Origin of the sequence: Xanthomonas sp. WHRI 8932A, from assembly GCF_035012785.1 — a bacterium.
Taxonomy (GTDB): Bacteria; Pseudomonadota; Gammaproteobacteria; order Xanthomonadales; family Xanthomonadaceae; genus Xanthomonas.
Genome location: NZ_JAYGQQ010000003.1, coordinates 11352 through 35440, shown reverse-complemented (window position 1 = coordinate 35440; position 24089 = coordinate 11352). Strand labels below are relative to the sequence as shown.

Annotated in this window: 23 protein-coding genes and 1 other RNA gene; 13 read left to right on the top strand and 11 right to left on the bottom strand. The window is 64.2% G+C overall.

The features are described from left to right. Positions 1–32: 32 nt before the first annotated feature. Complete coding sequence (locus VC212_RS05300; RefSeq protein ID WP_115554628.1) at positions 33–1022, bottom strand: fumarylacetoacetate hydrolase family protein; 990 nt, start codon at positions 1020–1022, stop codon at positions 33–35. Between VC212_RS05300 and VC212_RS05295 the strand changes: the two genes are divergently transcribed. The 4 genes from VC212_RS05295 (at position 1021) to VC212_RS05280 (ending at position 3841) form a co-directional block, all read left to right on the top strand. Further along, on the top strand, positions 1021–1410 hold the full coding sequence (locus VC212_RS05295; RefSeq protein WP_323525944.1) for a hypothetical protein: 390 nt from the start codon (positions 1021–1023) through the stop codon (positions 1408–1410). The genes VC212_RS05300 and VC212_RS05295 overlap by 2 nt on opposite strands. Further along, positions 1400–2791: a DEAD/DEAH box helicase gene (locus tag VC212_RS05290; RefSeq protein ID WP_323514786.1), complete on the top strand. Its 1392-nt coding sequence runs from the start codon at positions 1400–1402 to the stop codon at positions 2789–2791. The genes VC212_RS05295 and VC212_RS05290 overlap by 11 nt, the downstream gene beginning before the upstream one ends. Positions 2792–2960: 169 nt before the next feature. Further along, positions 2961–3314 carry a 6-carboxytetrahydropterin synthase QueD gene (queD, locus tag VC212_RS05285; RefSeq protein WP_055850251.1) on the top strand — a complete coding sequence of 118 codons (354 nt, stop codon included), beginning with the start codon at positions 2961–2963 and terminating at the stop codon, positions 3312–3314. A 191-nt stretch (positions 3315–3505) separates the two neighbouring features. Further along, on the top strand, positions 3506–3841 hold the full coding sequence (locus VC212_RS05280; protein ID WP_323514787.1) for a phasin family protein: 336 nt from the start codon (positions 3506–3508) through the stop codon (positions 3839–3841). A gap of 165 nt (positions 3842–4006) precedes the next feature. Here VC212_RS05280 and bioD read toward each other — a convergent pair whose 3' ends face one another. Next, the gene (bioD, locus tag VC212_RS05275) at positions 4007–4681 is read right to left on the bottom strand and encodes a dethiobiotin synthase (protein ID WP_055848074.1); all 675 of its coding nucleotides are present in this window, start codon (positions 4679–4681) and stop codon (positions 4007–4009) included. 117 nt (positions 4682–4798) lie between these two features. Here bioD and VC212_RS05270 point away from each other — a divergent pair, with 117 nt between their 5' ends. Continuing rightward, positions 4799–5281 carry a GAF domain-containing protein gene (locus VC212_RS05270; RefSeq protein ID WP_055848072.1) on the top strand — a complete coding sequence of 161 codons (483 nt, stop codon included), beginning with the start codon at positions 4799–4801 and terminating at the stop codon, positions 5279–5281. After that, complete coding sequence (locus VC212_RS05265; RefSeq protein WP_323514788.1) at positions 5278–5670, top strand: TfoX/Sxy family protein; 393 nt, start codon at positions 5278–5280, stop codon at positions 5668–5670. Before VC212_RS05270 ends, VC212_RS05265 begins: the two co-directional genes overlap by 4 nt. Positions 5671–6009: 339 nt before the next feature. Here the strand turns inward: VC212_RS05265 and gph are convergent, their stop codons facing one another. The 3 genes from gph to dinB form a co-directional block, all read right to left on the bottom strand. Next, complete coding sequence (gene gph / locus VC212_RS05260; protein WP_323514789.1) at positions 6010–6660, bottom strand: phosphoglycolate phosphatase; 651 nt, start codon at positions 6658–6660, stop codon at positions 6010–6012. Between the two features lie 117 nt (positions 6661–6777). Further along, a non-coding RNA gene (locus VC212_RS05255) (sX9 sRNA) lies at positions 6778–6854 on the bottom strand. Between the two features lie 94 nt (positions 6855–6948). Next, positions 6949–8028 (bottom strand): DNA polymerase IV, encoded by a 1080-nt coding sequence (gene dinB, locus VC212_RS05250; RefSeq protein WP_323514826.1) that lies wholly within the window; start codon positions 8026–8028, stop codon positions 6949–6951. A gap of 340 nt (positions 8029–8368) precedes the next feature. Between dinB and fabA the strand changes: the two genes are divergently transcribed. Together fabA and fabB are read left to right on the top strand one after the other, a co-directional pair. After that, positions 8369–8884, top strand: a complete 516-nt coding sequence (fabA, locus tag VC212_RS05245; protein ID WP_039421849.1) for a 3-hydroxyacyl-[acyl-carrier-protein] dehydratase FabA — start codon at positions 8369–8371, stop codon at positions 8882–8884. Next, positions 8884–10092, top strand: coding sequence for a beta-ketoacyl-ACP synthase I (fabB, locus tag VC212_RS05240; protein ID WP_323514791.1), 1209 nt, complete (start codon positions 8884–8886; stop codon positions 10090–10092). Before fabA ends, fabB begins: the two co-directional genes overlap by 1 nt. A 243-nt stretch (positions 10093–10335) precedes the next feature. Here the strand turns inward: fabB and VC212_RS05235 are convergent, their stop codons facing one another. The 3 genes from VC212_RS05235 to VC212_RS05225 all read right to left on the bottom strand — a co-directional run bounded on the left by VC212_RS05235 (position 10336) and on the right by VC212_RS05225 (position 14384). After that, positions 10336–11007 carry an SH3 domain-containing protein gene (locus VC212_RS05235; protein ID WP_323514827.1) on the bottom strand — a complete coding sequence of 224 codons (672 nt, stop codon included), beginning with the start codon at positions 11005–11007 and terminating at the stop codon, positions 10336–10338. 152 nt (positions 11008–11159) lie between these two features. After that, on the bottom strand, positions 11160–13184 hold the full coding sequence (locus VC212_RS05230) for a M3 family metallopeptidase (protein ID WP_323514792.1): 2025 nt from the start codon (positions 13182–13184) through the stop codon (positions 11160–11162). Between the two features lie 96 nt (positions 13185–13280). Continuing rightward, entirely contained in the window at positions 13281–14384 is a 1104-nt protein-coding gene (locus VC212_RS05225; RefSeq protein WP_323514793.1) for a PLP-dependent cysteine synthase family protein, read from the bottom strand. A gap of 132 nt (positions 14385–14516) precedes the next feature. Here VC212_RS05225 and VC212_RS05220 point away from each other — a divergent pair, with 132 nt between their 5' ends. Then, a complete protein-coding gene (locus VC212_RS05220) occupies positions 14517–14912 on the top strand; it encodes a CopL family metal-binding regulatory protein (protein WP_323514794.1) in 396 nt (131 codons plus the stop codon). On the opposite strand, the gene VC212_RS05215 is transcribed toward VC212_RS05220, so the two are convergent. Beyond that, entirely contained in the window at positions 14835–15047 is a 213-nt protein-coding gene (locus VC212_RS05215; RefSeq protein ID WP_323514831.1) for a hypothetical protein, read from the bottom strand. The two genes, VC212_RS05220 and VC212_RS05215, sit on opposite strands and share 78 nt — an antisense overlap. A 90-nt stretch (positions 15048–15137) precedes the next feature. Between VC212_RS05215 and VC212_RS05210 the strand changes: the two genes are divergently transcribed. The 3 genes from VC212_RS05210 to gloA all read left to right on the top strand — a co-directional run bounded on the left by VC212_RS05210 (position 15138) and on the right by gloA (position 18975). Then, a complete protein-coding gene (locus tag VC212_RS05210; protein ID WP_323514795.1) occupies positions 15138–16964 on the top strand; it encodes a copper resistance system multicopper oxidase in 1827 nt (608 codons plus the stop codon). A gap of 212 nt (positions 16965–17176) precedes the next feature. Beyond that, positions 17177–18235, top strand: a complete 1059-nt coding sequence (locus VC212_RS05205; protein WP_323514828.1) for a copper resistance protein B — start codon at positions 17177–17179, stop codon at positions 18233–18235. A 215-nt stretch (positions 18236–18450) separates the two neighbouring features. Beyond that, on the top strand, positions 18451–18975 hold the full coding sequence (gloA, locus tag VC212_RS05200; protein ID WP_115562932.1) for a lactoylglutathione lyase: 525 nt from the start codon (positions 18451–18453) through the stop codon (positions 18973–18975). Positions 18976–19077: 102 nt separating this feature from the next. Here the strand turns inward: gloA and VC212_RS05195 are convergent, their stop codons facing one another. Together VC212_RS05195 and VC212_RS05190 are read right to left on the bottom strand one after the other, a co-directional pair. Beyond that, positions 19078–20223 (bottom strand): hypothetical protein, encoded by a 1146-nt coding sequence (locus VC212_RS05195; RefSeq protein ID WP_323514796.1) that lies wholly within the window; start codon positions 20221–20223, stop codon positions 19078–19080. 234 nt (positions 20224–20457) lie between these two features. Continuing rightward, positions 20458–20931, bottom strand: a complete 474-nt coding sequence (locus VC212_RS05190; protein ID WP_323514797.1) for a hypothetical protein — start codon at positions 20929–20931, stop codon at positions 20458–20460. A gap of 654 nt (positions 20932–21585) precedes the next feature. Between VC212_RS05190 and VC212_RS05185 the strand changes: the two genes are divergently transcribed. After that, positions 21586–24087 (top strand): hypothetical protein, encoded by a 2502-nt coding sequence (locus VC212_RS05185; RefSeq protein ID WP_323514798.1) that lies wholly within the window; start codon positions 21586–21588, stop codon positions 24085–24087. Positions 24088–24089 lie beyond the last annotated feature (2 nt).

Genomic DNA, 24089 nt, shown 5'->3' with positions numbered 1-24089 from the left:
AGTGACCGCGCCCGCCGGCAGGACGCTGCGCGTCATGGCAATGGCTGCCGTTCGACGCGCTGCTCGATCGCGCCGAAGATGCTGGCGCCGCTGGCATCGAACATCTCGATCCGCACCACATCGCCGAACGCCATGAACGGCGTGCTCGGCTTGCCATCGCGCAAGGTCTCGACCACGCGCTGTTCGGCAAAACACGACGCGCCCAGCGTGGTGTCCTGATTGGCGATGGTGCCGGAGCCGACAATCGTGCCGGCCGACAACGGACGGGTCTTGGCGGCATGGGCGATCAGCTGGGCGAAATCGAACTGCATGTCGTTGCCCGCTTCCGGCGCACCGAACCAGGCACCGTTGACGTGGGTCACCAGCGGCAGATGGACCTTGCTGTCGCGCCACGCATCGCCTAGCTCGTCGGGGGTGACGAACACCGGCGACAACGCCGAGCGCGGCTTGGACTGCACAAAACCAAAGCCCTTGGCGAGCTCGGCCGGGATCAGATTGCGCAGCGAGACATCGTTGACCAGGCCGATCAGCTGGATATGCGCGGCCGCCTGTTCGGGCGAGGCCCCCATCGGCACGTCGTCGGTGATGACCACGATTTCGGCCTCCAGATCGATGCCGTGGTCCTCGCTGATCACCTTGATGGCATCGCGCGGGCCGTAGAAGCCGGCACTGGTGGCCTGGTACATCAGCGGATCGGTGTAGAAGCTCTCCGGTACCTCGGCATTGCGCGCGCGGCGCACCCGCTCCACATGCGGCAGGTAGGCGCTGCCATCGACAAATTCGTAAGCGCGCGGGAGCGGCGCGGCCAGCGCCTGCAGATCCAGATCGAAGACGCCATCGGCGCTGCCGTCGTCGAGCGAGGCAGACAAGGCGTTCAGCCGTGGCGCGACGTTGCTCCAGTCTTCCAGCGCGCGCTGCAGCGTCGGCGCGATGCCGGTGGCATGCACGGCCTTGCTCAGGTCGCGTGAGACCACGATCAGGCTGCCATCGCGGCCGCCTTCCTTCAGGGAACCTAGCTTCATGACGATCCTGTTGCTGTGGCTGATCGGCCGATTGTACGACCTGTTGCAACAGTGGTTGCACCTGAAACAACTGACCCGTAGCCCAACCGCAGACGCGGTCTTTTGTGCAGCGCGCCAAACGCGCGTACACTTGCGCGGTCTGCATGCGGCCGTCCGTTTCCCTTTGGGACCGCCGGCGAGGCCAGGATCGATTGATCCGCTCGCCCGCCCCACCCGACGCCTTTCGTGGTGCCGACAAACCCATCGCTTCTTGATCGGGTTGTTCCACCATCTCGCAGCGCGGTTCACGGGAACGCTCCGAGCCTCACTTTTTGCATCTGCAATGCGTTTGCGCTCCGGGCCTGGCCTGGTGGCGACGCTTTACTTGGAGCTTCCTGATGTCTTTTGAATCCCTGGGCCTTGCGCCCTTCCTGCTGCGCGCGTTGGCCGAGCAGGGCTATGAAACCCCCACTGCGATCCAGCAGCAGGCCATCCCGTTGGTGCTGGCCGGTCACGACCTGCTGGCAGGCGCGCAGACCGGTACCGGCAAGACTGCCGCATTCGGCCTGCCGCTGCTGCAGCACCTGGGCACCACCCCGCAGCCGGTCAATGGCCCGCGCAAGCCGCGCGCGCTGATCCTGACCCCGACCCGCGAGCTGGCCACCCAGGTGCACGACAGCCTGCGCGGCTACAGCAAGTACCTGCGCATTCCCAGCGCGGTGATCTACGGCGGCGTGGGTATGGGCAACCAGCTCGACACCCTGCGTCGTGGCGTGGACCTGCTGATCGCCTGCCCGGGCCGTCTGATCGACCATATCGAGCGTCGCAGCGTGGACCTGTCCGGCATCGAAGTGCTGATCCTGGACGAAGCCGACCGCATGCTCGACATGGGCTTTTTGCCGTCGATCAAGCGCATCCTGACCAAGCTGCCGCGCCAGGACCGTCAGACCCTGCTGTTCTCGGCGACGTTCGAAGAGAACATCAAGCAGCTGGCGCTGGAGTTCATGCGCAACCCGATGCAGATCCAGGTCACCCCGAGCAACACCGTGGCCGAGAGCATCACCCACCGCGTGCACCCGGTCGATGGCGCGCGCAAGCGCGATCTGCTGCTGCACCTGTTGGCGCAGGACAGCCGCGAGCAGACCCTTGTCTTCGCGCGCACCAAGCATGGCAGCGACAAGCTGGCGCTGTTCCTGGAAAAGTCCGGCATCAAGACCGCGGCGATCCACGGCAACAAGAGCCAGGGCCAGCGCATGCGTGCCCTGAGCGACTTCAAGGCCGGCCGCGTGACCGTGCTGGTGGCCACCGATATCGCCGCGCGCGGTATCGATATCGACCAGCTGCCGAAGGTCATCAACTACGACCTGCCGATGGTGGCCGAGGACTACGTGCACCGTATCGGCCGCACCGGCCGTAACGGCTCTACCGGCGAGGCGATTTCGCTGGTGGCGCAGGACGAAGCCAAGCTGCTGCGTCAGATCGTGCGCATGCTGGGCCGCGACGTGGAAATCCGCGACGTGCCGGGCTACGAGCCGCAGACCCCGATCCGTTGGGGCAACAGCGCCCCGGGCCGTGCCGAACAGCCGGGTGGCGATCGCGCACCGCGCAAGAGCCACGCGCGTCGTCCGCATGGCGATGCACCGCGTCAGGCGCATGCGCATGCGCATGCCGGCCCGAAGAAGCCGGGTGGCCAGCGCAGCGCCGGGCCGCGTCAGGCCAATGCGGGCGCAGGTGCCGGCCGGCGCGACAGCCGTGGCGGCGCTGGCCGTCCGGCCAACCGCGGCGCCTGATAGGCAGCCTCTGCTGAGCACAAGGGCCGCCATGCGGCCCTTGTTGTATCAGGCCCGCGTTGTATCCAGGCCTGCTTTGTATCGGGCCCGGCCGGTCCGGACCCTTGCGTGATCCGGCACCACGCCGGCACCTGCCCTTCCCTTTCGTTACTGCTTGCCGATCACCGTCATGGATATCTTCAAAGTCTTTACGCTCGAAGCCGCGCATCGGCTTCCCAATGTGCCGCCCGGCCACAAGTGCGCCCGGCTGCATGGGCATTCGTTCCGGGTCGAGCTGCACGTCAGCGGCGAACCGGGTGCCGACACCGGCTGGATCATGGATTTCGGCGATATCAAGGCCGCCTTCCAGCCGATCTACGACCGCCTGGACCACCACTACCTCAATGACATCGAGGGGCTGGAGAACCCGACCAGCGAACGGCTGGCGATCTGGATCTGGCAGCAGCTCAAGCCGGCCTTGCCGCAGTTGAGCGAGATCGTGGTGCATGAAACCTGCACGTCCGGCTGCCGCTATCGCGGTTGACCGCATGCGCACTGTTCGACCCGAAGCCGCCTGATGGGCGGCTTCGTCGTTTTTGACGATCATCTAACCGATTGAATTGCAACGACTTCCAACAAGGTTTGGGGAAACTTCAGGAAACTTGTTGCATCGCAACAATATCCGCGTATGCTGCAACGCAACAAACGGTCACGGCTTTCCCGAAGGGGTTCGCAATGTCGGCGCAGTTCGAAAACAGCTTTACCAGTCAGTTCGCCTCTGCCGCAGCACGTGCCAATCAGTTGGCATTGGACACGCTGGAGCAGAACGTCACCGCCACCACCAGTTTCTTGGGTGAGTTTGCGCAGGCACGCGACCTGGGTGCCTACCAGACGCTCTGGCCGAAAGGTCTGCAACTGGCCCGCGACAACCTGGAACGTTTGGCCTCGGCCAACCAGGAAGTGGTCGGGATGGGTTTGAAGATGTCCAGCGAGCTTGGGCAGTTTGCCAAGCAGCAGTTCGACACCGGCAGCGAGCAGGCCGGCGCAGCAGGCAAGACACGGCGCAGCTAGCCGCCAGCAAAAATTCAGCGTCTTTGCATGGGTCCCTCCCCCCATGCAATCCGGCCCGACAGATCCCTCCCTCTGTCGGGCTTTTTTATTGTGCGTTTGCCGGCCATCTGTCGCCGCAGCTTGCGCGCGGCGAGTGGTACTGGCGTGCTTGCCGCCTGGGCGCTACTAAATCGGTAGCCGCAGCTCCTGCGCCTGGCTGGCGGCATCGGCGCCCGGGCGCCAGCGGATCCGCCCCCAGCACGGCATCGCCAGCCGCTGGTGCAGCATCTGGATGTTCTCTTCGACGCGCTCCATCTGCGGGTCGATCGCGTTGGCGATCCAGCCGATGCATTCCAGCCCGTCGGCGGCGATGGCGGCGGCGGTCAGGCGCGCGTGGTTGATGCAGCCCAGCCGCACGCCGACCACCAGCACCACCGGCAGTTGCAGCGCGCGCACCAGATCGGCCTGGTCCAGATCGGCGCTGAGCGGCGCGGCCCAACCGCCGACACCTTCGACCACCACCACCTCGGCCTGGCGACGCAATTGCGCAAACGCCTGCGCGATTGGGTCCAGCGACAGGGTCACGCCGACATCGGCGGCGGCCAGCTCCGGTGCCAGCGGTGCGGGAAAGGCGTAGGGGTTGAGGGTGGCGTAGTCCGGTTGCGGGTCGCTGGCCGCCTGCAGCGCCAGCGCGTCTTCATTGCGCCAGCCATCCGGCGTCTGTTCGCAGCCACTGGCGACCGGCTTCATCCCCACCGCGGTGTGCCCGCGCGCGCGCAACGCATGCAGCAATGCCGTGCTGCCCATGGTCTTGCCGATGCCGGTGTCGGTGCCGGTGACGTACAACGCAGGGTGCTGCATGCATTCGATCCTGCGGCCGGGCCGCCATTGCCGAGAGGGCGCGCAGCATAACGTGCGGATCCGAACGCGCGGCTGAGTCGCAATGCCGCTGCGGATGGCCGCTGCTAAACTTCGGCCATGTTCGCCACCTCGTCGCTGACCGGCAGCAAGCCGGAACAATATGCCCAGCTCACCGCCCAGGCCAAAGCCCTGGTGCACGGCGAGCCGGATCGGATCGCCAACGCCGCCAATCTGGCCGCACTGATCTTCAATTCGCTGCCGTCGCTCAACTGGGCCGGCTTCTATTTCTACGATGGCCGCGAGCTGGTGGTGGGTCCATTCCAGGGCTTGCCGGCCTGCGTGCGCATTCCGCTGGACAAGGGCGTGTGCGGTGCGGCCGCCAGCACCCGACAGAGCCAGCGCATTGCCGACGTGGACGCGTTTCCCGGGCATATCGCCTGCGATTCGGCATCGCGCTCGGAGCTGGTGATTCCATTGGTCAAGGGCGATACGTTGATCGGCGTACTGGATCTGGACAGCCCGGAGCTGGATCGCTTCGACGCCGACGATCAGCAGGGCCTGGAAGCCATCGCACAGATTTTCGTCGGTGCGTTGACGTGACCACCGAACGGCTGCGCAATATCGGCCCGAAAAGTGCGGCGTGGCTGCGCCAGGTCGGTCTGCGTACGCAGGAGGATCTGCAGGCAGTGGGCGCGGTGGGCGCCTTCGTCAAAGTCCGCCGCGCCGGTTTCAAGCCCAGCCTCAATCTGCTGTATTCGCTGGAAGGCGCGTTGACCGATTGCCATTGGCAGGACGTGCCGGAAGCGCGTCGGCATGCCTTGCTGGCCGAGTACGAGACGGCCAGTGCGCTGTTGCCGGTGCGCGGCCGCGCGGTCGCGGGGCCGGTGGAAACCGTGCACTACGCGCGGGCGGACAACGACGATACGCATGGCGACATGCTCGAAGGACACGATGACGCTGCGGATCCGAGCCAGACGCGCGAGGATTGAACGAACGCAGTGGATGGAGCGCAGTTGCGGCGTCTGGTATCGGCGCAGTGCGGCAGCGCATGACACGATGGCTGCGAGCGTTGCGCGCAGCGCTTGGTCGCAACGTCAGCGGCACACCACGCAAAAACCCCGCTGCGAACTCCAGCTAGCGCACCCACTCCGCTGTCGACAGCGCTGTCGTGTCGCGCCATACACCAGACGCAGCTAACAGCAGCTACGAAGCGATCGTCGGTTGGATGCGGACGCTAAGCTCAGAACCGCAGGTAAGGAAACAGGACGCGCTGCACCGATCACCGATCACGACCGCCTGGCTACCGCGCGGTCGTTTTGTCGGTCGCTCTAGGTCAATGCGAGCAGCTCGCGCATGTCATCCATGATCGCCACCGCACCGGAGCTCTCCACATCGAAGCCGCGCAGATAGCCGTAGCGCACCATCGCCAACGGCATTGCCGCTGCGTTTGCGGCGGCCGCATCGGTGGCCGAATCGCCAACCATCAGGCACTGCTGCGGTGCGTGCTGGAATTGCCTGGCCAGGTGCAGCAGCGGCGCGGCATCGGGCTTGCGCTGCGGTAGCGAATCGCCACCGAGCACGCTGCTGAACTGCGCAGCGATGCCCAGATGTTCCAGCAGCGGCGCGATAAACCGCGATGGTTTGTTGGTGCACAACGCCAGCGTGGCACCGGCCTCGCGCAGGCCAACCAAGGCCTCGCCGACACCGGGATACAGCTGCGGGTTGTGCAGCAGGCTAGCTTCGTAGTGACGCATCATCACCGGCATCGCGGTATCGGCATCGTGCGTGCCGCCGGCTTCGCGCAAGGCAGTGGCAAGCAGCACGTGCACGCCTTCGCCGATCCAGCCGCGGATCGTCGCCTCGCTGAACTGCTGCAACCCGAGTTCGTGCAAGGTGGCGTTGAGCGCTTCGGCGATATTGGGTGCGCTGTCCACCAGCGTGCCGTCCAGGTCGAAGATCACCAGCGGATACGGAAACATGCACAACGCCTCGTTGGGGAGCGGACTGCAGTGTACGAGCGTCTGGATTCAAACCGTGTCAGCGTGCGCGATGCAGATGCGTGATGCAGTCATCGCTGCATGCAGCAGGCTGAGAGCGGCTAATACAACGTCGTGAGCAATCGTCAGGTGGGTGTGGACAGCGTGCTCAGACCCGGGGTGTTCGTGTGGTACATGCCGCACCGAGCGCCGGCTGCGCCCGCCTGGCGCTGAACACAGTCGTTTTTGGTAGCTGCTCTACCACACGGCATCGCAGGCACGACGTTGCACTCACTGCGCCTGCGGCATCTCGCCGAACAACTCTCCCTGCACCGCGCCTTCCTCGGCATCGCTGAAACCGCTCAACCCCACTCCGACCAGGCGATAGCGTGTGTCGTCGGGCAGCTCCACACGCTTGGTCAGTGCAAGCGCAATCTGCGCCAATGCATCAAAGGAAGCCGGCGGCTGCTCGGGCGTGTACGAGCGGGTCAGGATGCGAAAGCTTGAGGTCTTCAGTTTCAGCACCACCGTGCGCCCGATCCGCTCGGTGCGCCGCGTGGCGAGCCAGGTTTTTTCGGCCAGGCGCAGGATGTGCGGGTCCAGTGCATCGAGCGCCAGATCCTCGCTGAAGGTGTCTTCCGAGGACACCGACTGCACTTCCTGGTCTGGCTCCACCGGGCGGTCGTCGATGCCGCGCGCGCGGCGATACAGGCTGTGTCCGAAGCTGCCGAAATGCGCCTGCAATTCTTCCAGTGGGCGCAGTCGGAGATCGGCCACGGTGACAATGCCCAACGCAGCCAGCTTGCCGTCCATCACCTTGCCCACGCCCGGAATGCGATTGACCTTGAGCGGCAGCAGGAACGCATCCACGCGACTAGGCGCGATGACGAACTGGCCATCGGGCTTGCGCCAGTCCGAGGCGATCTTGGCCAGGAACTTGTTCGGCGCGATACCGGCCGATGCGGTGAGCCGGGTTTCGTCGCGGATCTGGGTGCGGATCAGTTGCGCGATTTCGGTGGCCAGCTGCATGCCGGTCTTGGCGTGCGTGACGTCCAGATAGGCTTCGTCCAGCGACAACGGTTCGACCAGATCGGTATGCCGATAAAAGATCTCGCGCACCTGCCGCGACACGGCCTTATAACGCGCAAAATCCGGAGGCACGAACACCGCATCCGGACAGAGCCGCTCGGCGCGCAGCGCCGGCATCGCCGAGCGGATGCCGAAGGTGCGTGCCTCGTAGGAGGCCGCGCAGACCACCGAGCGCGCACCGCGCCAGGCCACCACCACCGGCTTGCCGCGCAGGCTGGGATCGTCACGTTGCTCCACGGACGCGTAGAACGCATCCATGTCCACGTGCACGATCTTGCGCATCAAGCTGGTGTCTCTTAACAGGGCTGTGGCCATGATAGAGCAGCCGCGTCTCACGCCTTGATCCAGTACTCACGGCAAAGCGGCAGGAAACGGGCGCGACCGTCGCCGGTTCTCGCCTTCGCCATCGCGCTGGACCGTCATGGCGGCGTCCCGATGTCGCTGTTGCCGACGGCTGGATTGCGTGTACCGGGTCGAGGTGGCGACGCACCCCATTGCGTGCCGCAGCGCGCAATCGTCTGAAAACAGCACGCATGCGTACGGATAAAACGTTTGATTGAACCGCGCCGGCTCATGCACCCTTGCCGGCTTCGCCATTCGCTCCTTGCAGGAAACGTTTGTCATGACTCGTCAAAGTGCGTATTCGCGCGACCAATTGCTGGCCAGCGCGCGCGGGGAATTGTTCGGACCCGACAGCGGCCGGCTGCCGAACGACCCGATGCTGATGTTCGACCGCATAACCGAGATCAGCGACACCGGCGGCGCGCACGGCAAGGGCGTGATTCGCGCCGAGCTGGATGTGCGCCCCGACCTGTGGTTTTTCGGTTGCCATTTCATCGGCGACCCGGTGATGCCCGGCTGCCTGGGGCTGGATGCGATGTGGCAGCTGACCGGCTTCTTCCTGACCTGGATCGGCGCTGCAGGCCGCGGCCGCGCGCTGGGTTGCGGGGAGGTCAAGTTCACCGGCCAGGTGCTGCCCAGCGCCAAGCTGGTGAGCTACGAGATCGATGTGAGCCGCGTGATCAACCGCAAGCTGGTGATGGCGCAGACCGATGCGCGCATGCTGGTGGACGGGCGCGAAATCTATACCGCCAAGGATCTGCGCGTGGGCATGTTCACTTCGACGGAGAACTTCTGATGCGTCGTGTCGTCGTCACCGGAATGGGCATCACTTCGTGTCTGGGCAATGACCTGGACACCGTCTCCACCGCATTGCGCGAAAGCCGCTCCGGCATCACCGCCCTGCCTGACCATGCCGAGGCCGGTCTGCGCAGCCAGGTGGGCGGTGCGGTCACGCTGGATCTGGAAGCACTGATCGACCGCAAGCTCAAACGCTTCATGGGCGACGCCTCTGCGTACGCCTATCTGGCCATGCGCGATGCGATTGCCGATGCGGGCCTGAGTGCCGAACAGGTTAGCGATGTGCGCACCGGCGTAATCGCCGGTTCCGGTGGTGGGTCCAGCCAATGGCAGGTGGAAACCGCCGACCTGCTGCGTAACCGCGGCGTGCGCAAGGTCGGCCCGTACATGGTGCCGCGTACGATGTGCTCGGCGGTGTCGGCCTCGCTGGCGACCGCGTTCAAGATTCGTGGCCTGAGCTATTCGCTGTCGGCCGCCTGCGCGACCTCGGCGCATTGCATCGGCGCGGCAGCCGATTTGATCCGGCATGGCGCGCAGGATGTGATGTTCGCCGGCGGCGGCGAAGAACTGCACTGGACCATGAGCGTGATGTTCGACGCGATGGGCGCACTGTCCACCGGCTTCAACGATCGCCCGGCAGTGGCCTCGCGCCCGTACGATGCGCAGCGCGACGGTTTTGTCATCGGTAGCGGCGGCGGCATGTTGGTGCTGGAAGACTACGACCACGCCATCGCACGCGGCGCACGTATCCATGCCGAACTGCTCGGCTATGGCGTGACCTCCGATGGCGCGGACATGGTGGCGCCCAGCGGCGAAGGCGCGGTGCGCTGCATGCACATGGCCATGCAGGGGCTGGATCGGCCGATCGATTACCTCAACACGCACGGCACCTCGACACCGCTGGGCGATGTCACCGAACTGGGCGCGGTGCGCGCGGTGTTCGGCGACAACGTACCGCCGCTGTCGTCGACCAAGGCGCTGTCCGGTCATTCGCTGGGCGCAGCCAGCGTGCACGAGGCGATCTACAGTCTGCTGATGTTGCGCGATGGCTTCATGGCCGGCTCGGCGCATATCGACGAACTCGACCCGCGCGCCGAAGGCTTCCCGATCCTGCGGCAGACACAGGAAGCCACCTTGAACACGGTGATGTCCAACAGCTTCGGCTTTGGCGGGACCAACGGCACCCTGGTGTTCGGGCGGGTGTGATGGCTGCAAGCGAACGCGCGTGAGCGCGTTGTGCTGCCACGCGGGTACGGAGAGTCGGTCCGTGTCCGCGCCGTGCAAGGGCTTGCCCCTCGTCCATCAGTGGAAAGACGGGCGGTGCAACGTCAAGCAACCGCGATGCGACAGAACAGCGTTGCCAGCGCGCATGTTGACGACATGCCTATGTGAAAGCAGCGACGTGCAGTCACGCGTTACCGCCCTGCGCCAAGGCGCAGGTGCGGTGTCTTATTCGTCCCGCAAGCGGTCGCAATCTTCCATCGAGGTCCCGCTGCTGGCGGGCTGGCCATTCGCGTCCCTGGCAGCGCTCTGCTCTTGTGCGCGCTGCCTGCTGCGGCACGCCGTCCGGGCCTGATCGCGCTTGAACTGCAAGCTCCGGGCCGCATCGATCTCGGCTCGCTCGCGGTTGGTCCGTTCGGTGTTTACGCGTATCTCCTGCTTGGCGCGTCTTGCGATGGAGGGGTCGCCGGTTTGCGGCAGGCCCTCACCGGGCGCAAGCACTTCCAGCGCCGGCGAGTTGCCGGGTGAATGGTCGCGCCACAGCGCGCGCTCACTCTCCACGGTCCATTCGCGGCCGCGGTAATGCGCATCCCAATACGCGTCCAGCGAAAACTCGATTTTTGGCACCACGCGGCTCAGATCGCCGCGCTCCAGTGCGATCGCTTGCGCAGGCATCCAGCCGCGCGCATCCGGCGTACGCACATCGCACCATCTGCCGTTCTTCAGGCACCCATAGACCGTGAGCGCGTTGCCGGCGCTGGCCTCGCCCACGCGCCGGTATTCCTCGCCCGGGCCTGCGCGCAGGCCGGCCAGACTGCTGGCGTGACCGGTGTGCTGCGCCGCGGCCGGTACCGCCGCGGAAATCAACACCACCAAACTCCATGACAGACGTTGCTGCATTGCACGTTCCTTGATGTGCTGATCCAGTGGCGCATCGGCCACCTGCGTGACCGCGCTGCTGCGCTTATACGACAACCCACCTCACTGCACTGCGAACGCTTGCATTGCGAACGCAACGCCTGCCAGCGATGGCAGGCGCACGACTGGCCCGCTCAGCCCGCCATGCCGTTATGCCGCAGCAGCGCATCGATGCTGGGCGCGCGACCACGGAAGGCGCGGAAGTTGTCGGCAGCGCTGCGGCTTCCGCCACGCGACAGCACTTCAAAGCGAAAGCGCGCACCAGTCTCGGCAACTTGCTCGGGTGCTTCTTCGAACGCGGCGTAGGCGTCGGCGCTGAGCACTTCGGCCCATTTGTAGCTGTAGTAACCAGCCGCGTAGCCACCGGCAAAGATATGGCTGAACTGATGCGGGAAGCGATTCCACGCCGGCGGGCGATTGACGGCGACCTCATCGCGCACGCGCTCGATCAGCTGCAGCACGCTGTCCTGGGCCGGGTCGAAACTGCTGTGCAATTGCATGTCGAACAACGCGAATTCCAGCTGCCGCACGGTGAACATGCCGCTCTGGAAATTGCGCGCGGCCAGCAGCCGGTCGAACAGATTGCGCGGCAGCGGCTCGCCGGTCTGCACGTGCGCGGTCATCGCCTGTACGCGCTCCCATTCCCAGCAGAAGTTCTCCATGAACTGGCTGGGCAATTCCACCGCATCCCATTCCACGCCGTTGATCCCGGCCACACCCAGCTCGCCGATACGGGTGAGTAGCTGATGCAGGCCATGGCCCATTTCATGGAACAGCGTGGTGACTTCGCCATGCCGGAACGTGGCCGGTGCATCGCCGCTGCCACGGCCGAAGTTGCACACCAGATACACCAGCGGTGTCTGCACGCCGTTGGCGGTCTCGCGGCGGTTGCGGCAATCGTCCATCCAGGCGCCACCGCGCTTGCCTTCGCGCGCGTACAGATCCAGATAGAACTGGCCGACCAAGACGCCTTGCGCATCTTCGAGCCGGTAAAAACGCACATCCTCATGCCAGACCGGCGCGCTGTCCGGCTTGATGCGCAGGCCGTACAAACTGTGGATCACATCGAACAGGCCGGCCAGCACTTTCGGCTCGGTGAAATACTGCTTCACTTCCTGCTCGGAGAAACTGTAGCGCGCCTGCTTGAGCTTTTCGCTGACGTAGGCCAGGTCCCAGGCCTGCAGGTCGTCCAGGCCAAGTTCGTCGCGCGCAAAGGCTTCGAGTTCGGCGCGGTCGCGTTGCGCATAGGGCTTGGCGCGCACCGCCAGGTCGCGCAGGAACCCCATCACTTCATCCGGGCTTTGCGCCATCTTGGTGGCCACCGAATAGTCGGCATACCCGGAAAACCCGAGCAGCTGCGCCAGCTCCGCGCGCAGAGCGAGAATGCGATCGATATTGGCGCTGTTGTCCAGCGCGGCATCGCCGAATTCGGACGCGCGCTCGGCGTTGGCGCGATACAGCAGCGCGCGCAGGTCGCGACTGTCGGCATCGCTTTGCACCGGCAGATAGCACGGCATCTGCAAGGTGAACTTCCAGCCCGGCACGCCATCTTTTTCTGCGGCAGCGCGGGCGGCGGCGATCACTTCGGCCGGCAGGCCGGACAACTGGGTGTCGTCTTCGGTCACGTACGACCATGCGTCGGTGGCGTCGAGCACGTTCTGCGAAAACTTGGCCGCCAACGCGGACAGCTCTTCCTGGATCTGCGCAAAGCGCGCCTTGGCCTCGTCGTCCAGCTCGGCGCCGCCGAGACGGAAATCGCGCAGCGCGTTGTCCAGCACCTTGTGGCGTGCGGCGTCGTAATCGGCCGCTTCCGGCGATTGCGCCAGCGCCTTGTACTGCGCGTACAACGCCAGGTTCTGGCCCAGCGCGCTGCCGAAGCGGCTCACCTTGGGCAGATTGCTGTTGTAGGCCTCGCGTAGCTCGGGCGTGTTCATCACCGCCTGCAGATGGCCGACCTGGCCCCACGCGCGCCACAACCGCTCGGTGGCATCGTCCAGCGGCACCACGAAGCTGTTCCAGCTCACCGGGCTGACCTGCTCGGCCACCTTCACTGCCGCTTCCGCCTCGGCCAGCAGTTGGTCTATCGCCGGGCCCACGTGCGCGGGAAGAATGGCATCGAAGGACGGCAGTCCGGACAGGTCGAGCAGCGGGTTGGTCATGAGGCGCTCCGGCGGTGGACTGGATCAGGGATGACGAAGATGTCTGGTGACACCTACCGACACGCGGCGCGCGTCAGCAGGCTCCCGATATGGCGATCATTCCAGCGCAGCACAAGGCAGCTGCGGCAATGCGCCGCCGTTGACCGCGCTGGCAATGGCCGCATCGCTGTCGGTGACATCGATCGCGCGTTCCACATACCAGGCCGGGTTGTAGTAACTGTGCGCGTAGCGCTCGCCGGCATCGCACAGGATGCTGACGATGGAGCCCTGACGGCCTTCCTCGCGCATCCGCTGCGCGGCGTGCAGCACGCCGATGAAGTTGGTGCCGGTGGAACCGCCCACGCGACGGCCCAGGGTGGCGCTGACGTGACGCATCGCGGCCAGGCTCAAGGCATCGGGCACCTTGATCATTTCATCCACGCAGCTGGCGATGAAGCTCGATTCCACCCGCGGCCGGCCGATGCCTTCGATGCGCGAGCCGCCGGTGATCGCCAGCTCCTTGGGGCACTGCCCGTCCACCGCGCGGCAATAGCCATCGAAGAACACCGACACTTCCGGGTCCACGCACAGGATGCGGGTGTGATGGCGGCGATAGCGCACATAGCGCCCCAAGGTGGCGCTGGTGCCGCCGGTGCCGGGGCTGCAGACGATCCAGTCGGGGATGGGGTGCGGTTCTTCGGCCAGCTGTTTGAAGATCGATTCGGCGATGTTGTTGTTGGCGCGCCAGTCGGTAGCGCGCTCGGCGTAGGTGAACTGGTCCATGAAATGCCCGCCGGTCTCGCGCGCGAGCTGGTGCGAGGCGCTGTCCAGATCGCAGGCGCGCTCCACCAGATGGCAGCGGCCGCCCTGGAATTCGATCGCGGCGATCTTCTCCGGCGAGGTCGAGGCCGGCATCACCGCGATGAAGGGCACCCCCAGCAAGCGCGCGAAATAGGCTTCGGAAATCGCAGTCGACCCGCTGGAGGCCTCGATCACCGGGCGCCCTGCACGCAGCCAGCCATTGGTCAGCGCATACAAAAACAGCGAGCGCGCCAAGCGGTGCTTGAGGCTGCCGGTGGGGTGGCTGGACTCGTCCTTGAAGTACAGGTCGATGCCCGGATAGCCCGGCAGGTCCATCGGAATCAAATGGGTGTCGGCCGAACGATTGAAATCGGCCTCGATCTTCTGGATGGCGGCGGCCACCCACTGGCGCTGCGACATGGGCACGGACGTGATGCGAAAGAGACGCCGATTCTACCGCCGCCAGGCGCGCACCCGGGGCGGGCAGTCATCGGGCGGACAGTTGCGGGCCGGTGGTATGCTCGCAGCGTCCTTTGCCAGCCCCGACCGCCCGTGCTGCGTTGCCTGTTCCGCCTGCTGTTATGCCTGTGCCTGGTCGCCAATACGGCCACCGGCGCGTGGGCGTCGGTAGGCATGGCGATGCCGGACATGGCCAGGCCGCAGGGAGCAACGCACGCGATGCAGGCGCGCATGACAGCAGCAATGCCTTGCCATGACGCCATGCTAGCGCCCGATACGGCGCCGTTGCCCGACAAAACCCAACACGCGCACGCAAGCGACTGCTGCAAGCTGGGCAGCTGCGACTGCCTGCAACATGGCAGTCTGGCCTTGCTGACCCTGCCTGCGGTTCCGGCAGGGCTGCTCGGTCATTCAGCGGTGGCTGCCGCCCTGGACGAAGGCCGTGCCAGCCCGGCACACGAACAACCGGTTCGACCTCCCATCGGCTAACGGTCGATACGACACGACGCGCTTCATCAGCGCTGCGTCGCCGCTGCTCAGCATCGGCTGGGGCTGCGCGAACGCTTCGACGATACGTGCGTCGTCCGCCTGATCTGACGATCGCGCACCGCGTCCATCGGCCATTCCACGCATGCTTCGCCCCGCGTCCTCGCGCGCGGGATTTCCCAGCGATGCGCTGCGTCTGCCTGCTGTTGCAGACGCGCCGGAGGTGACATGTCTTCCGATTCCCCTGTGTTCGATCCAACATCCACACCCACCCTCAGCCGGCGCCGTTTTGTGCAAGGCCTGGCCCTGGGCGGGCTTGCCGCAGGCGCCGGGCTGTGGCGCACCGATGCGCGTGCGGCCGGCGCGGTCTCCACGCCGGTCCTGCGCGGCAGCAGCCAGTCGCTGCAGATTGGCCGGCTGCCGGTCAATTTCACCGGGCGCACGCGCCCTGCCATCACCGTCAATCAGAGCCTGCCTGCGCCAACGCTGCGCTGGCGCGAGGGCGACACGGTGAGCGTGCGTGTGCGTAATGCGCTGACCGACCAGCCCACCTCGGTGCATTGGCATGGCCTGCTGCTGCCCGCCAACATGGACGGCGTGCCGGGCATGAGCTTCGATGGCATCGCGCCTGGCCAGGACTATCACTACCGCTTCGCGCTGCGCCAATCCGGCACCTACTGGTACCACAGCCACTCGATGTTCCAGGAGCAGGCCGGCCTGTACGGCGCCATCGTCATCGACCCACTGGCACCGCCGCCGTACCGCCACGATCGCGAACATGTGGTGCTGTTGTCGGACTGGACCGATCTCGACCCGGCGGCGCTGTTCCGTCGTTTGAAACAGATGCCCAGCCACGACAATTACGCGCAACGCACGGTGGGCGATTTTGTGCGCGATGCGCGCGAAGACGGCTTGCGCGCGACACTGGCCGACCGCGGCATGTGGGGGCGCATGCGCATGACGCCCACCGACCTGTCGGACGTCAACGCCAACACCTACACCTATCTACTCAACGGCGTGGCGCCAGCCGGCAACTGGACCGGGTTGTTCACTCCCGGCGAAAAGGTGTTACTGCGTTTCATCAATGGCTCCTCGATGACCTACTTCGACATCCGCATCCCCGGTCTGCGCATGACCGTGGTCGCCGCGGACGGCCAATACGTGCATCCGGTCAGCGTGGACGAGCTGCGAATTGCTGCGGCCGAAACCTTCGACGTGCTCATCGAGCCGACCGGCCAGGACGCGTTTACGTTGTTTGCGCAGGACATGGGCCGCACCGGATTTGCCTGCGGCACGCTGGCAGTGCGGCATGGCCTGCAGGCACCAATTCCCACACTGGACCCACGCGCGATCCTGACCATGCAGGACATGGGGCATGGCGATGGTACGGGGCATGCCGATCACTCCATGCACGCTGACGATGCCATGCAGGGCGACATGCATGCCGGACATGCGATGCCGATGCCGATGCCGATGCCGATGCCGATGCCGGCCCAGCATGCGCACACCCCGGACAGCGCATCGGACAAAGCACCGCACCACCCCGCCAGCGAAACTGGCAATCCGTTGATCGACATGCGCAGCAATGCCACTGCACCGCGACTGGACGACCCTGGCATAGGCCTGCGCGATAACGGCCGCCGCGTGCTGTGTTACGGCGATCTGCACAGCCTGTTCGACGACCCGGATGGCCGCGAGCCTGGTCGCGAGATCGAGCTGCATCTGACCGGCCACATGGAAAAATTCGCGTGGTCCTTCGACGGTATCGCCTTCGCCTCCGCCGACCCGCTGCGGCTGCGTTACGGCGAGCGTCTGCGCATCGTGCTGGTCAACGACACCATGATGCAGCACCCGATTCACCTGCACGGCATGTGGAGCGACCTGGAAGATGCCGACGGCAATTTCCAGGTGCGCAAGCACACCATCGACATGCCGCCCGGTACGCGCCGCACCTATCGCGTGCGTGCGGATGCGCTCGGCCGCTGGGCCTACCACTGCCATCTGCTGTACCACATGGAAGCGGGCATGATGCGCGAAGTACGGGTGGACGCATGAGCGCGTTACGTCTACGCCCACTGTTCGTGAGCACGTGGTTGTTCAGTGCATCGTTGGCCGCACAGGAGCATGTGGATGCGCCGAGCAACGACTCAGCGCACGACCCGCATGTGCATGCAGTGCAGATGACGGCCGAAGCTGACGATGCTGATTCGCACACGGTGACAGCGTCGGATGCGGAGTCGGCAACTGCGCAGGACACGCTGCCTGCCATGGAGATGGCCCACGCGCACATGCAGCACGTCGGTCAGGCGCCATCGCCTGCAGAGACTGCTCACCACGACGCCGCACAGCATGCGACACACACCGATGTACCTGCGTTGCAGCACGCTGAGACGCAGGAATCCGCATCAAATCCACGTGCCGATCACAGCCACATGTCGCACGCGGGCATGGAGCATGGCTCCATGGATCACGCGGCGATGAATCACGCATCCATGGATGAAACCCCCGCGCAGCAGCCGCCGATGGATCACACACCTATGGACCATGCGCAGATGCATCACGACGCACCTACAAACGTGCCGATGCAAACACATGCCTCCACCCACAGCACCGCACTGCCACGCGAGCCGATTCCAGAGCCGACCGCCGAAGACATCGCAGCGGCCTTCGCCCCGTTGCAGAGCCACGCGATGCATGGCATGGGAATCAACCGGTACGTACTGCTCGATCGACTGGAGGCGTTCGACAGCGATCGCGGCAGTGGACAGCAATGGGAAGCGCGCGCGTGGATCGGTGGAGACATCAACCGACTCTGGCTACGCAGCGAAGGCGAGCGACAACAGGGGCGCACGCAAGATGCGTCGGTCGAAGCGTTCTACGGCCATGCCATCTCGCCCTGGTGGGATGTACTGGTAGGCGTGCGTCAGGACATCGGCACCGACCATCGCAGTTGGGCAGCATTCGGTGTGCAAGGCCTGGCGCCGTACAAGTTCGAAACCGAGGCTACTCTCTTCGTGGGCAGCGGCGGTCGCGCGGCCCTGCGACTGGAAGGCGAATACGACGTGCTGCTCACCAACCGCCTGATCGTGCAGCCGCGTGTGGAAGCAAACATCGCACTGAGCGAGGATACGCAGCGCGGCATCGACAGCGGACTGGAGCAGCTCGAAGCGGGTGTGCGACTGCGCTACGAAATCACGCGCCGGTTTGCGCCCTACATCGGCTGGGTGCATCAGCGCAACTTCGGCAACCGGGCCCAGCTCGCCACGATGGATGATGAACCGGCACGCGACAGCCGCTTCATCGCCGGCGTGCGCATCTGGTTCTGAGATGGTCACAGCCGTGCGCATGGACCTGGCCGCTCCGGCCCGTGCGCACGGCCTGTAAGCAGGCAAACGCAGACATAAAGCAATGATCGACTACAGCGCGTTGCGGCCAGATCACCGACGCGCGCAATGCAGACACGCCGACAACCATTGCCTCGCTAACATCGGCCCCCACTGCAGCACTGACCTGTGCCCCCGATTTCAACAAGGAACCCAACATGCCTCTGACCGATCTGCAACACGTTCCCGGCGCCAGCACCGCGCCTGCCGAAACCAGCGGTTTCGTGTTCAACCACACCATGCTGCGCATCAAGGATGCGCAACGCTCATTGGACTTCTACACACGCGTACTCGGCTTCCGCCTGCTGGATGCGCGCCACTTCGCCGAAGCGGAGTTCAGCTTGTATTTTCTCGCATTACTCCCGGAAGGCACAGCGATTCCCGACGACGACGCAGCGCGCCGTCTGTGGATGGCCGGCATCCCCGGCGTGCTGGAACTCACCCACAACCACGGCACCGAAACCCAGGACGGCCCGGTTTATCACGACGGCAACAGCGACCCACGCGGCTTCGGTCATATCTGCGTCTCGGTACCGGACATCCACGCCGCCTGCGCACGCTTCGACAGCCTCGGCGTGGCATACCAAAAACGCCTGCAAGACGGCCGCATGAAGCACCTGGCTTTCATCAAGGACCCGGACGGCTATTGGGTGGAGATCATTTCCAATACACCGCTGGCGTAATCCACAAAAATGCCCGGGGTTACCCGGGCATTTTTTTCAACCTTCACGCATTCCGTTGTGCAGACAGCCGTGTCGGTCAGTTGCCTTCAGGTCTGGTGCTGATCAGTTGGAGGCAGTCACAGTCGCTCTGTCTGGGAACCACTGCGGCAACTGCTCGGCAAATTTTGCAGCGCATTCGTCGCTATAGGCTTGTGCGGCCTCTTTGACCAATGCGTAATCGTTGGCTTCCCACTCTTCCAACGAGGCGGTGCGCGGTGTGGGCGTACAGTCCAGACTGACTGGGCTCGCCTTGCGCTTGAGAAGGCCCGTGCGTTCCCCACCGATCGTCACTGCGTAGCGTAACTCGTAGGGCGATTTGGTGTCGGCCAGGCTTTGATAAACCAGCAGCCAGTCGGACATCAGCACCTGCAATGGGAACCGATCCACCGGCAGCGCTGCCGGATGCCCGGTGAAGTAGGTCTTCAAATGCGCGTTGACCGCATCGCGCTGCAGTTGATAACCGGGATTCCCCACACCTTCCATCTTCTCGCCTTTCAGCTGACCCTTGCTGAAGGCAGATACAGTAACGCCGCGTGCAAACAAGCTGGTCGCAATCTGCAACCCCACTAACGCTCCGGTATGCCCGCGCCGCACCACGCGCAACATTTCATCGCCGTTGGGCAGGCCGTTCGAGCCTACCCGCATGCTGGAATATAACGGAAGCTGCAAGGCCCAGTCAGGCGACGGTGCAGTGACATCATCTACATCGGCTGGTGTTTGCGTCGATGGCTGCTCTTCTGCCGGCGCAACCGCAATCGTCCCCGCTTCAGCCGCCGCCGCGTAGGCGATTGCCGTGGAAAAATCACCGCCCGCCAACGCAGGTACCACCGCAGCGGCTTCCGTCACGCGCGCAGGCGTACAGAACGTGGCAGCTGCACGCATCTGCGCTGCATGGAAACCGACGCCGTTGATCTGGTGCACCACGGCATCCTTGCCGTACTGCTCCACCAGCTTGCCGATCACTGCATCCGATGGCGGTTGCTGCGCGCAAACCTCGGCAGCGGCGATGCGCGACCAGGCGAACTGCAGTGCAGGATCCCAGCCCATCGCATCTTCGCCCACGAAGCCGTGGTCGTAGTGATACGCATAGATGGCAGGGTCGATTTCCTGCAGCGTCATTCCGCCCTCACCGGCATAGCCCGGCGGCAGGTCTTGTGCAATAGCAAGCCCAGGCAGTGCCAACAGCACCGCCGCGATACACGTCTTCATGAATCCACGTCCCTCTGGATGATTGCGACGCGCAGCATGTCCCCCATGCTGCGCGCACGATGCGCCGCAGCGCATCGACGCTACGACGATCAACACTGCAGGGCATTGATCGTGGGGTAATGGCACTCACCCGGCGGATCTGCCTGCCGGGGTAGTGTGCGCGCGGACGCGGGCAATCGCAGTCGGGGCGGGCCCGACGCGTGTGTCGGGACCACCCCTGCCCAGGCTCACTGCTCAGGCATGCAAGATCCCGCCCGCTCCAGGTTGCCAATTGGGTGGCGTGCGTAATGCAGCAAGGACGCGAACCAACTCGCGATAACTATCGGCCAGTTGCGCGAACAGGCTTGCATCGCTGCAGCGGGTGTCGGCAACGTCGGAATAGGCGCCGCGTCCGAGATCGATGAAGTAGTCCACGCTGACCCGGCGACGTTGTGCCAGGCCGGGAAACAGCCCGGCAATCAGCAGACAGCCGTCGCCCACATCCCGCAACAAATCGGCACGCACACTGCCGACCTGCTCCTGCGCGTGCAACCACGCCAATGCCTGCGTGCGCGACAACAGATGCGCATCGCGCTGAAAGCGCAGCAATACGAAGACCAGATAATGCTCGCGCGACTCGTCCAGCGGACGTGCGATCCGCTGCCCCGCCTCGCGCACCAACGCCTGCCACAATTCGGCCGGCGCCCCCTGTTTGAAAGACTCTTGCATACGTCCTCCTGCGTGGTGTGGACCCTCGCAAGAAGCTTATGCATAACCTGGGCCAAAGCGTTGGCAGAGGCTGTGCTCGAGCGCCAGAAACCGCTGACCAAGCTGCTGCCGGCCGTCAGGCAAGTATGGTCGTTGCGCGAATCGACCCGCGCTACTCGCAACAGCAGAGACGTCTGCGCCTCGCGACCACGGCGCAACCACGGCGATGCAAGCTCCACTCGCAATCGCTGCCTTGCCGATCGCATCGCATCGCATCGCATCACAGAATGATTCCGTCGCGAGGGCGGAGGGAAGCGAACGATTCCGCAGCGCGATGCAGAAGCGCGCGACCACCCCACATCGCCTTCACATGTCTCAAAGAGTGACTTGGCTCCCGCAGCGAGACATTGGAACCAAGCGAGCACGACTGTGTGACATCTGTTCGCATTCAAACAGCTGCGCATCTCTAGGATGGCGCCTGCCCAGCGAGCCCCACGCCACTGAGCATCATGGTTCTGCGGTTTTAGCAGGCGCAGGCGCATGCGCGTGTGCGATGCACCGCTGTCGTCATCCAGCAATAACCGTTGAACCGTCTTGCACGATCCTTGCGCAACGCATCGCGTGGTGGTCGCACGTTCCGGAAGCCCTTCGCTTTCGCATCAGGAGTGATCCGCCATGGGTGTAAAAACCTCCAAACTTACGGCCTTTATCGCAGTGACGCTTTGCGTTGCCAGCACTGATGGCAGCGCATCCCAACGGCCTGATCTGGGCGCTAACCAAGCGCGCACGGGAGGCGCGGCTTCTCCTGCATCGTTTGCTTATCCACGGCCTGACGAGGTGCCGCCAGGTACCGCAATGACGTTCTGGGCATCGCAGCCGGTCGATCGCAACGAGACGGTTGTCGTGAGCGGCGGCAATCTCAACCCAACCGCCACAGTGCGCCTTACCCGGCTCGACGATGGCGCAGTAGGCAGCCCATTGGATGTCGCCGACAGCACCAACAGTGGTTGGATCAACGTGGTGCCGAGCCAAGCCACCGAGCAATCACTCAAGTTTCAGCTGCCTGATCGTGCGCGCGGCGTCTACGCGTATCGGATCGTCACCGGCATCGGGACCGGTGCGACAACGCTGGTGAATGCGCCGGATATCTGGTTCGTGCAAGGCAACGTCGGCGGTGGTGCGTCTCCAGGCGGCAGACTCAACGTCTTCGGCACGGCACTGGGCAGAATGTCGGCATCGAGCCAACCGGTACGGATCGCATTGGTCAGAAACGGAAGCGTGCAGCGAATCCTGAGCGCAGATCTCTCCAATCCGAAGGAAGGCATGTATGTGCAGAGCTTTGCCATTCCCGCCGACGTGCCGCAAGGCGATTATGAGCTGTATCTACACAATGGCTCTGGTGGCCCAAGCGCGTGGAGTCGTTATCAAAACTTCGGCAGCGGACCGGATCGCACGGCGCCGCGCACTACCATCACCAGTATTAACATCGGGTATGCAACCAATTGGCCGCAAACCCGATGCAATGTTGCGCCGCCCATCGGCAACGGCGCTTCGGACGATGCCAGCTTTGCGGCCGCATTCGCCTGCGCGGCCAATGCAAAGGGTGGCGTGGTGTCCATTCCTGCGGGCAGCTACACCTTGTCCGGCCGAGGCTTCGACAATATCCCCAACCACACCGTCATCGCAGGTGCGGGCAAGCAGGCAACCGTGCTGAACTTTCCGCAGGTGGTCGGCAGAAAGGATGCGCCGGCGGTGATCTTCAAGGGTGGCTCCACTGACTACAACCAGGCCAAACAACCTAAATGTGGCCGCCCGATCAATTATGCCGCTGGCGTGTATGGCATACGCGATCTCTCCATCAACGCGCCGAATCTGCGCGAAGGCAGTGCAATCCTGTTCGAACACATGTCCGTCGAGGACCTGCATTCGATTCCGTTCGTACGCGACTCAATCACCACACTCGGCAAGTCGTCAGATCGGACAAGAACCGATCCGCACACGACCGGCATCAAGGCCATGGATACGTCCAACTTGCAGATCACCGGCAACGACATCACCAGTAGCAAACCTATTTTCATGGACGGCAATGTTTATGGCGTGACAGTGCAGGGCAATACCTTACGTTGGCACGAGACGGCGCTGGCGTTTAACCACGACGCGCAGAACGCGCTCATCACCCACAACAGGAACATTTCTGCAGGGGCACCTTATTACGGTACACCGTCGGAACTGCAATTCAGCGCGCCAAGCCGGGATGTGTATTACGCCAACAACGCCAATCAATACCCAGTCGACGCCGAGCCCCCACCGTGGCAGCTCACGATGGACGAAGGCACCGGAAACTACTTCGGGAAGGCTGCTGCGGTCTCGGGGAAACAACTGACATTGGCAAGGCAAGCCATCGATCTGGCGTACCGCTGCAATGCCGACGGCAACTCAGCGATGATCGTCGCTGGAAAAGGCACCGGACAGCAGCGCTACCTGACAGGCAATCCGCTGACTCTCGGCAACACCGTCACCCTAGACAGCGCCTGGCAGATCCCCCCTGATCAGCAATCGGATGTGAGCATCGTGACGACCAATGGCAGGATGCTGTTCGTCAACAACGATTACAACGGGTCCGGCCCTGTCACCAACTTTTATCCATCCGCTGATGTGATCCATGCGTACAACCGTTTCAATCGCTTCGGCGGGAGCCTGGTGCAGCCGAACGGTTTTTACACCGATGCCCAGGCGCTGCTACCCGGTTGGCATTCGCAAATGCTCAACAATGAGGTCACCGCCGAGGCGACGACGAATCCATTGTCGTCGCAAGACTCGACCGCAACGTTCAACGTACAAGGCGGCAATCTGATGATCAGCCAAGGCGAAGATCTGCAGAACCGCACTTACACCGGCTCCGTTCTCAGTACCGCCATCATCCGCAACAACCGGTTTGCCACCGGTGCGAGCGGCAGCGTTGGGCTATTGGATCGGGTGAGCAATTCGCTGCTGGAGAACAACATCGTCCCGGCGTTTCGAATTCAGAATGAAAACGTCAAAGACTCGCTGATCCGCGCCAATCGCACTGCGGGCGGAGGCGAACCGCAGCGCTTGATCAATGAGCCCCGCCCTGGCAACGGCAACATGCTTTGCACAAGCACTGACGCCAGCACCTGCGCAGCACTCAACCGCTAGCG

Coding starts and splice junctions, on each gene's coding strand:
- VC212_RS05295 (WP_323525944.1), top strand. CDS start 1,021: ATGACGATCCTGTTGCTGTGGCTGATCGGCCGATTGTACGACCTGTTG.
- VC212_RS05300 (WP_115554628.1), bottom strand. CDS start 1,022: ATGAAGCTAGGTTCCCTGAAGGAAGGCGGCCGCGATGGCAGCCTGATC.
- VC212_RS05290 (WP_323514786.1), top strand. CDS start 1,400: ATGTCTTTTGAATCCCTGGGCCTTGCGCCCTTCCTGCTGCGCGCGTTG.
- queD (WP_055850251.1), top strand. CDS start 2,961: ATGGATATCTTCAAAGTCTTTACGCTCGAAGCCGCGCATCGGCTTCCC.
- VC212_RS05280 (WP_323514787.1), top strand. CDS start 3,506: ATGTCGGCGCAGTTCGAAAACAGCTTTACCAGTCAGTTCGCCTCTGCC.
- bioD (WP_055848074.1), bottom strand. CDS start 4,681: ATGCAGCACCCTGCGTTGTACGTCACCGGCACCGACACCGGCATCGGC.
- VC212_RS05270 (WP_055848072.1), top strand. CDS start 4,799: ATGTTCGCCACCTCGTCGCTGACCGGCAGCAAGCCGGAACAATATGCC.
- gph (WP_323514789.1), bottom strand. CDS start 6,660: ATGTTTCCGTATCCGCTGGTGATCTTCGACCTGGACGGCACGCTGGTG.
- dinB (WP_323514826.1), bottom strand. CDS start 8,028: ATGCGCAAGATCGTGCACGTGGACATGGATGCGTTCTACGCGTCCGTG.
- fabA (WP_039421849.1), top strand. CDS start 8,369: ATGACTCGTCAAAGTGCGTATTCGCGCGACCAATTGCTGGCCAGCGCG.
- fabB (WP_323514791.1), top strand. CDS start 8,884: ATGCGTCGTGTCGTCGTCACCGGAATGGGCATCACTTCGTGTCTGGGC.
- VC212_RS05235 (WP_323514827.1), bottom strand. CDS start 11,007: ATGCAGCAACGTCTGTCATGGAGTTTGGTGGTGTTGATTTCCGCGGCG.
- VC212_RS05230 (WP_323514792.1), bottom strand. CDS start 13,184: ATGACCAACCCGCTGCTCGACCTGTCCGGACTGCCGTCCTTCGATGCC.
- VC212_RS05225 (WP_323514793.1), bottom strand. CDS start 14,384: ATGTCGCAGCGCCAGTGGGTGGCCGCCGCCATCCAGAAGATCGAGGCC.
- VC212_RS05215 (WP_323514831.1), bottom strand. CDS start 15,047: ATGGCCGATGGACGCGGTGCGCGATCGTCAGATCAGGCGGACGACGCA.
- VC212_RS05210 (WP_323514795.1), top strand. CDS start 15,138: ATGTCTTCCGATTCCCCTGTGTTCGATCCAACATCCACACCCACCCTC.
- VC212_RS05205 (WP_323514828.1), top strand. CDS start 17,177: ATGGAGATGGCCCACGCGCACATGCAGCACGTCGGTCAGGCGCCATCG.
- gloA (WP_115562932.1), top strand. CDS start 18,451: ATGCCTCTGACCGATCTGCAACACGTTCCCGGCGCCAGCACCGCGCCT.
- VC212_RS05195 (WP_323514796.1), bottom strand. CDS start 20,223: ATGAAGACGTGTATCGCGGCGGTGCTGTTGGCACTGCCTGGGCTTGCT.
- VC212_RS05190 (WP_323514797.1), bottom strand. CDS start 20,931: ATGCAAGAGTCTTTCAAACAGGGGGCGCCGGCCGAATTGTGGCAGGCG.
- VC212_RS05185 (WP_323514798.1), top strand. CDS start 21,586: ATGGGTGTAAAAACCTCCAAACTTACGGCCTTTATCGCAGTGACGCTT.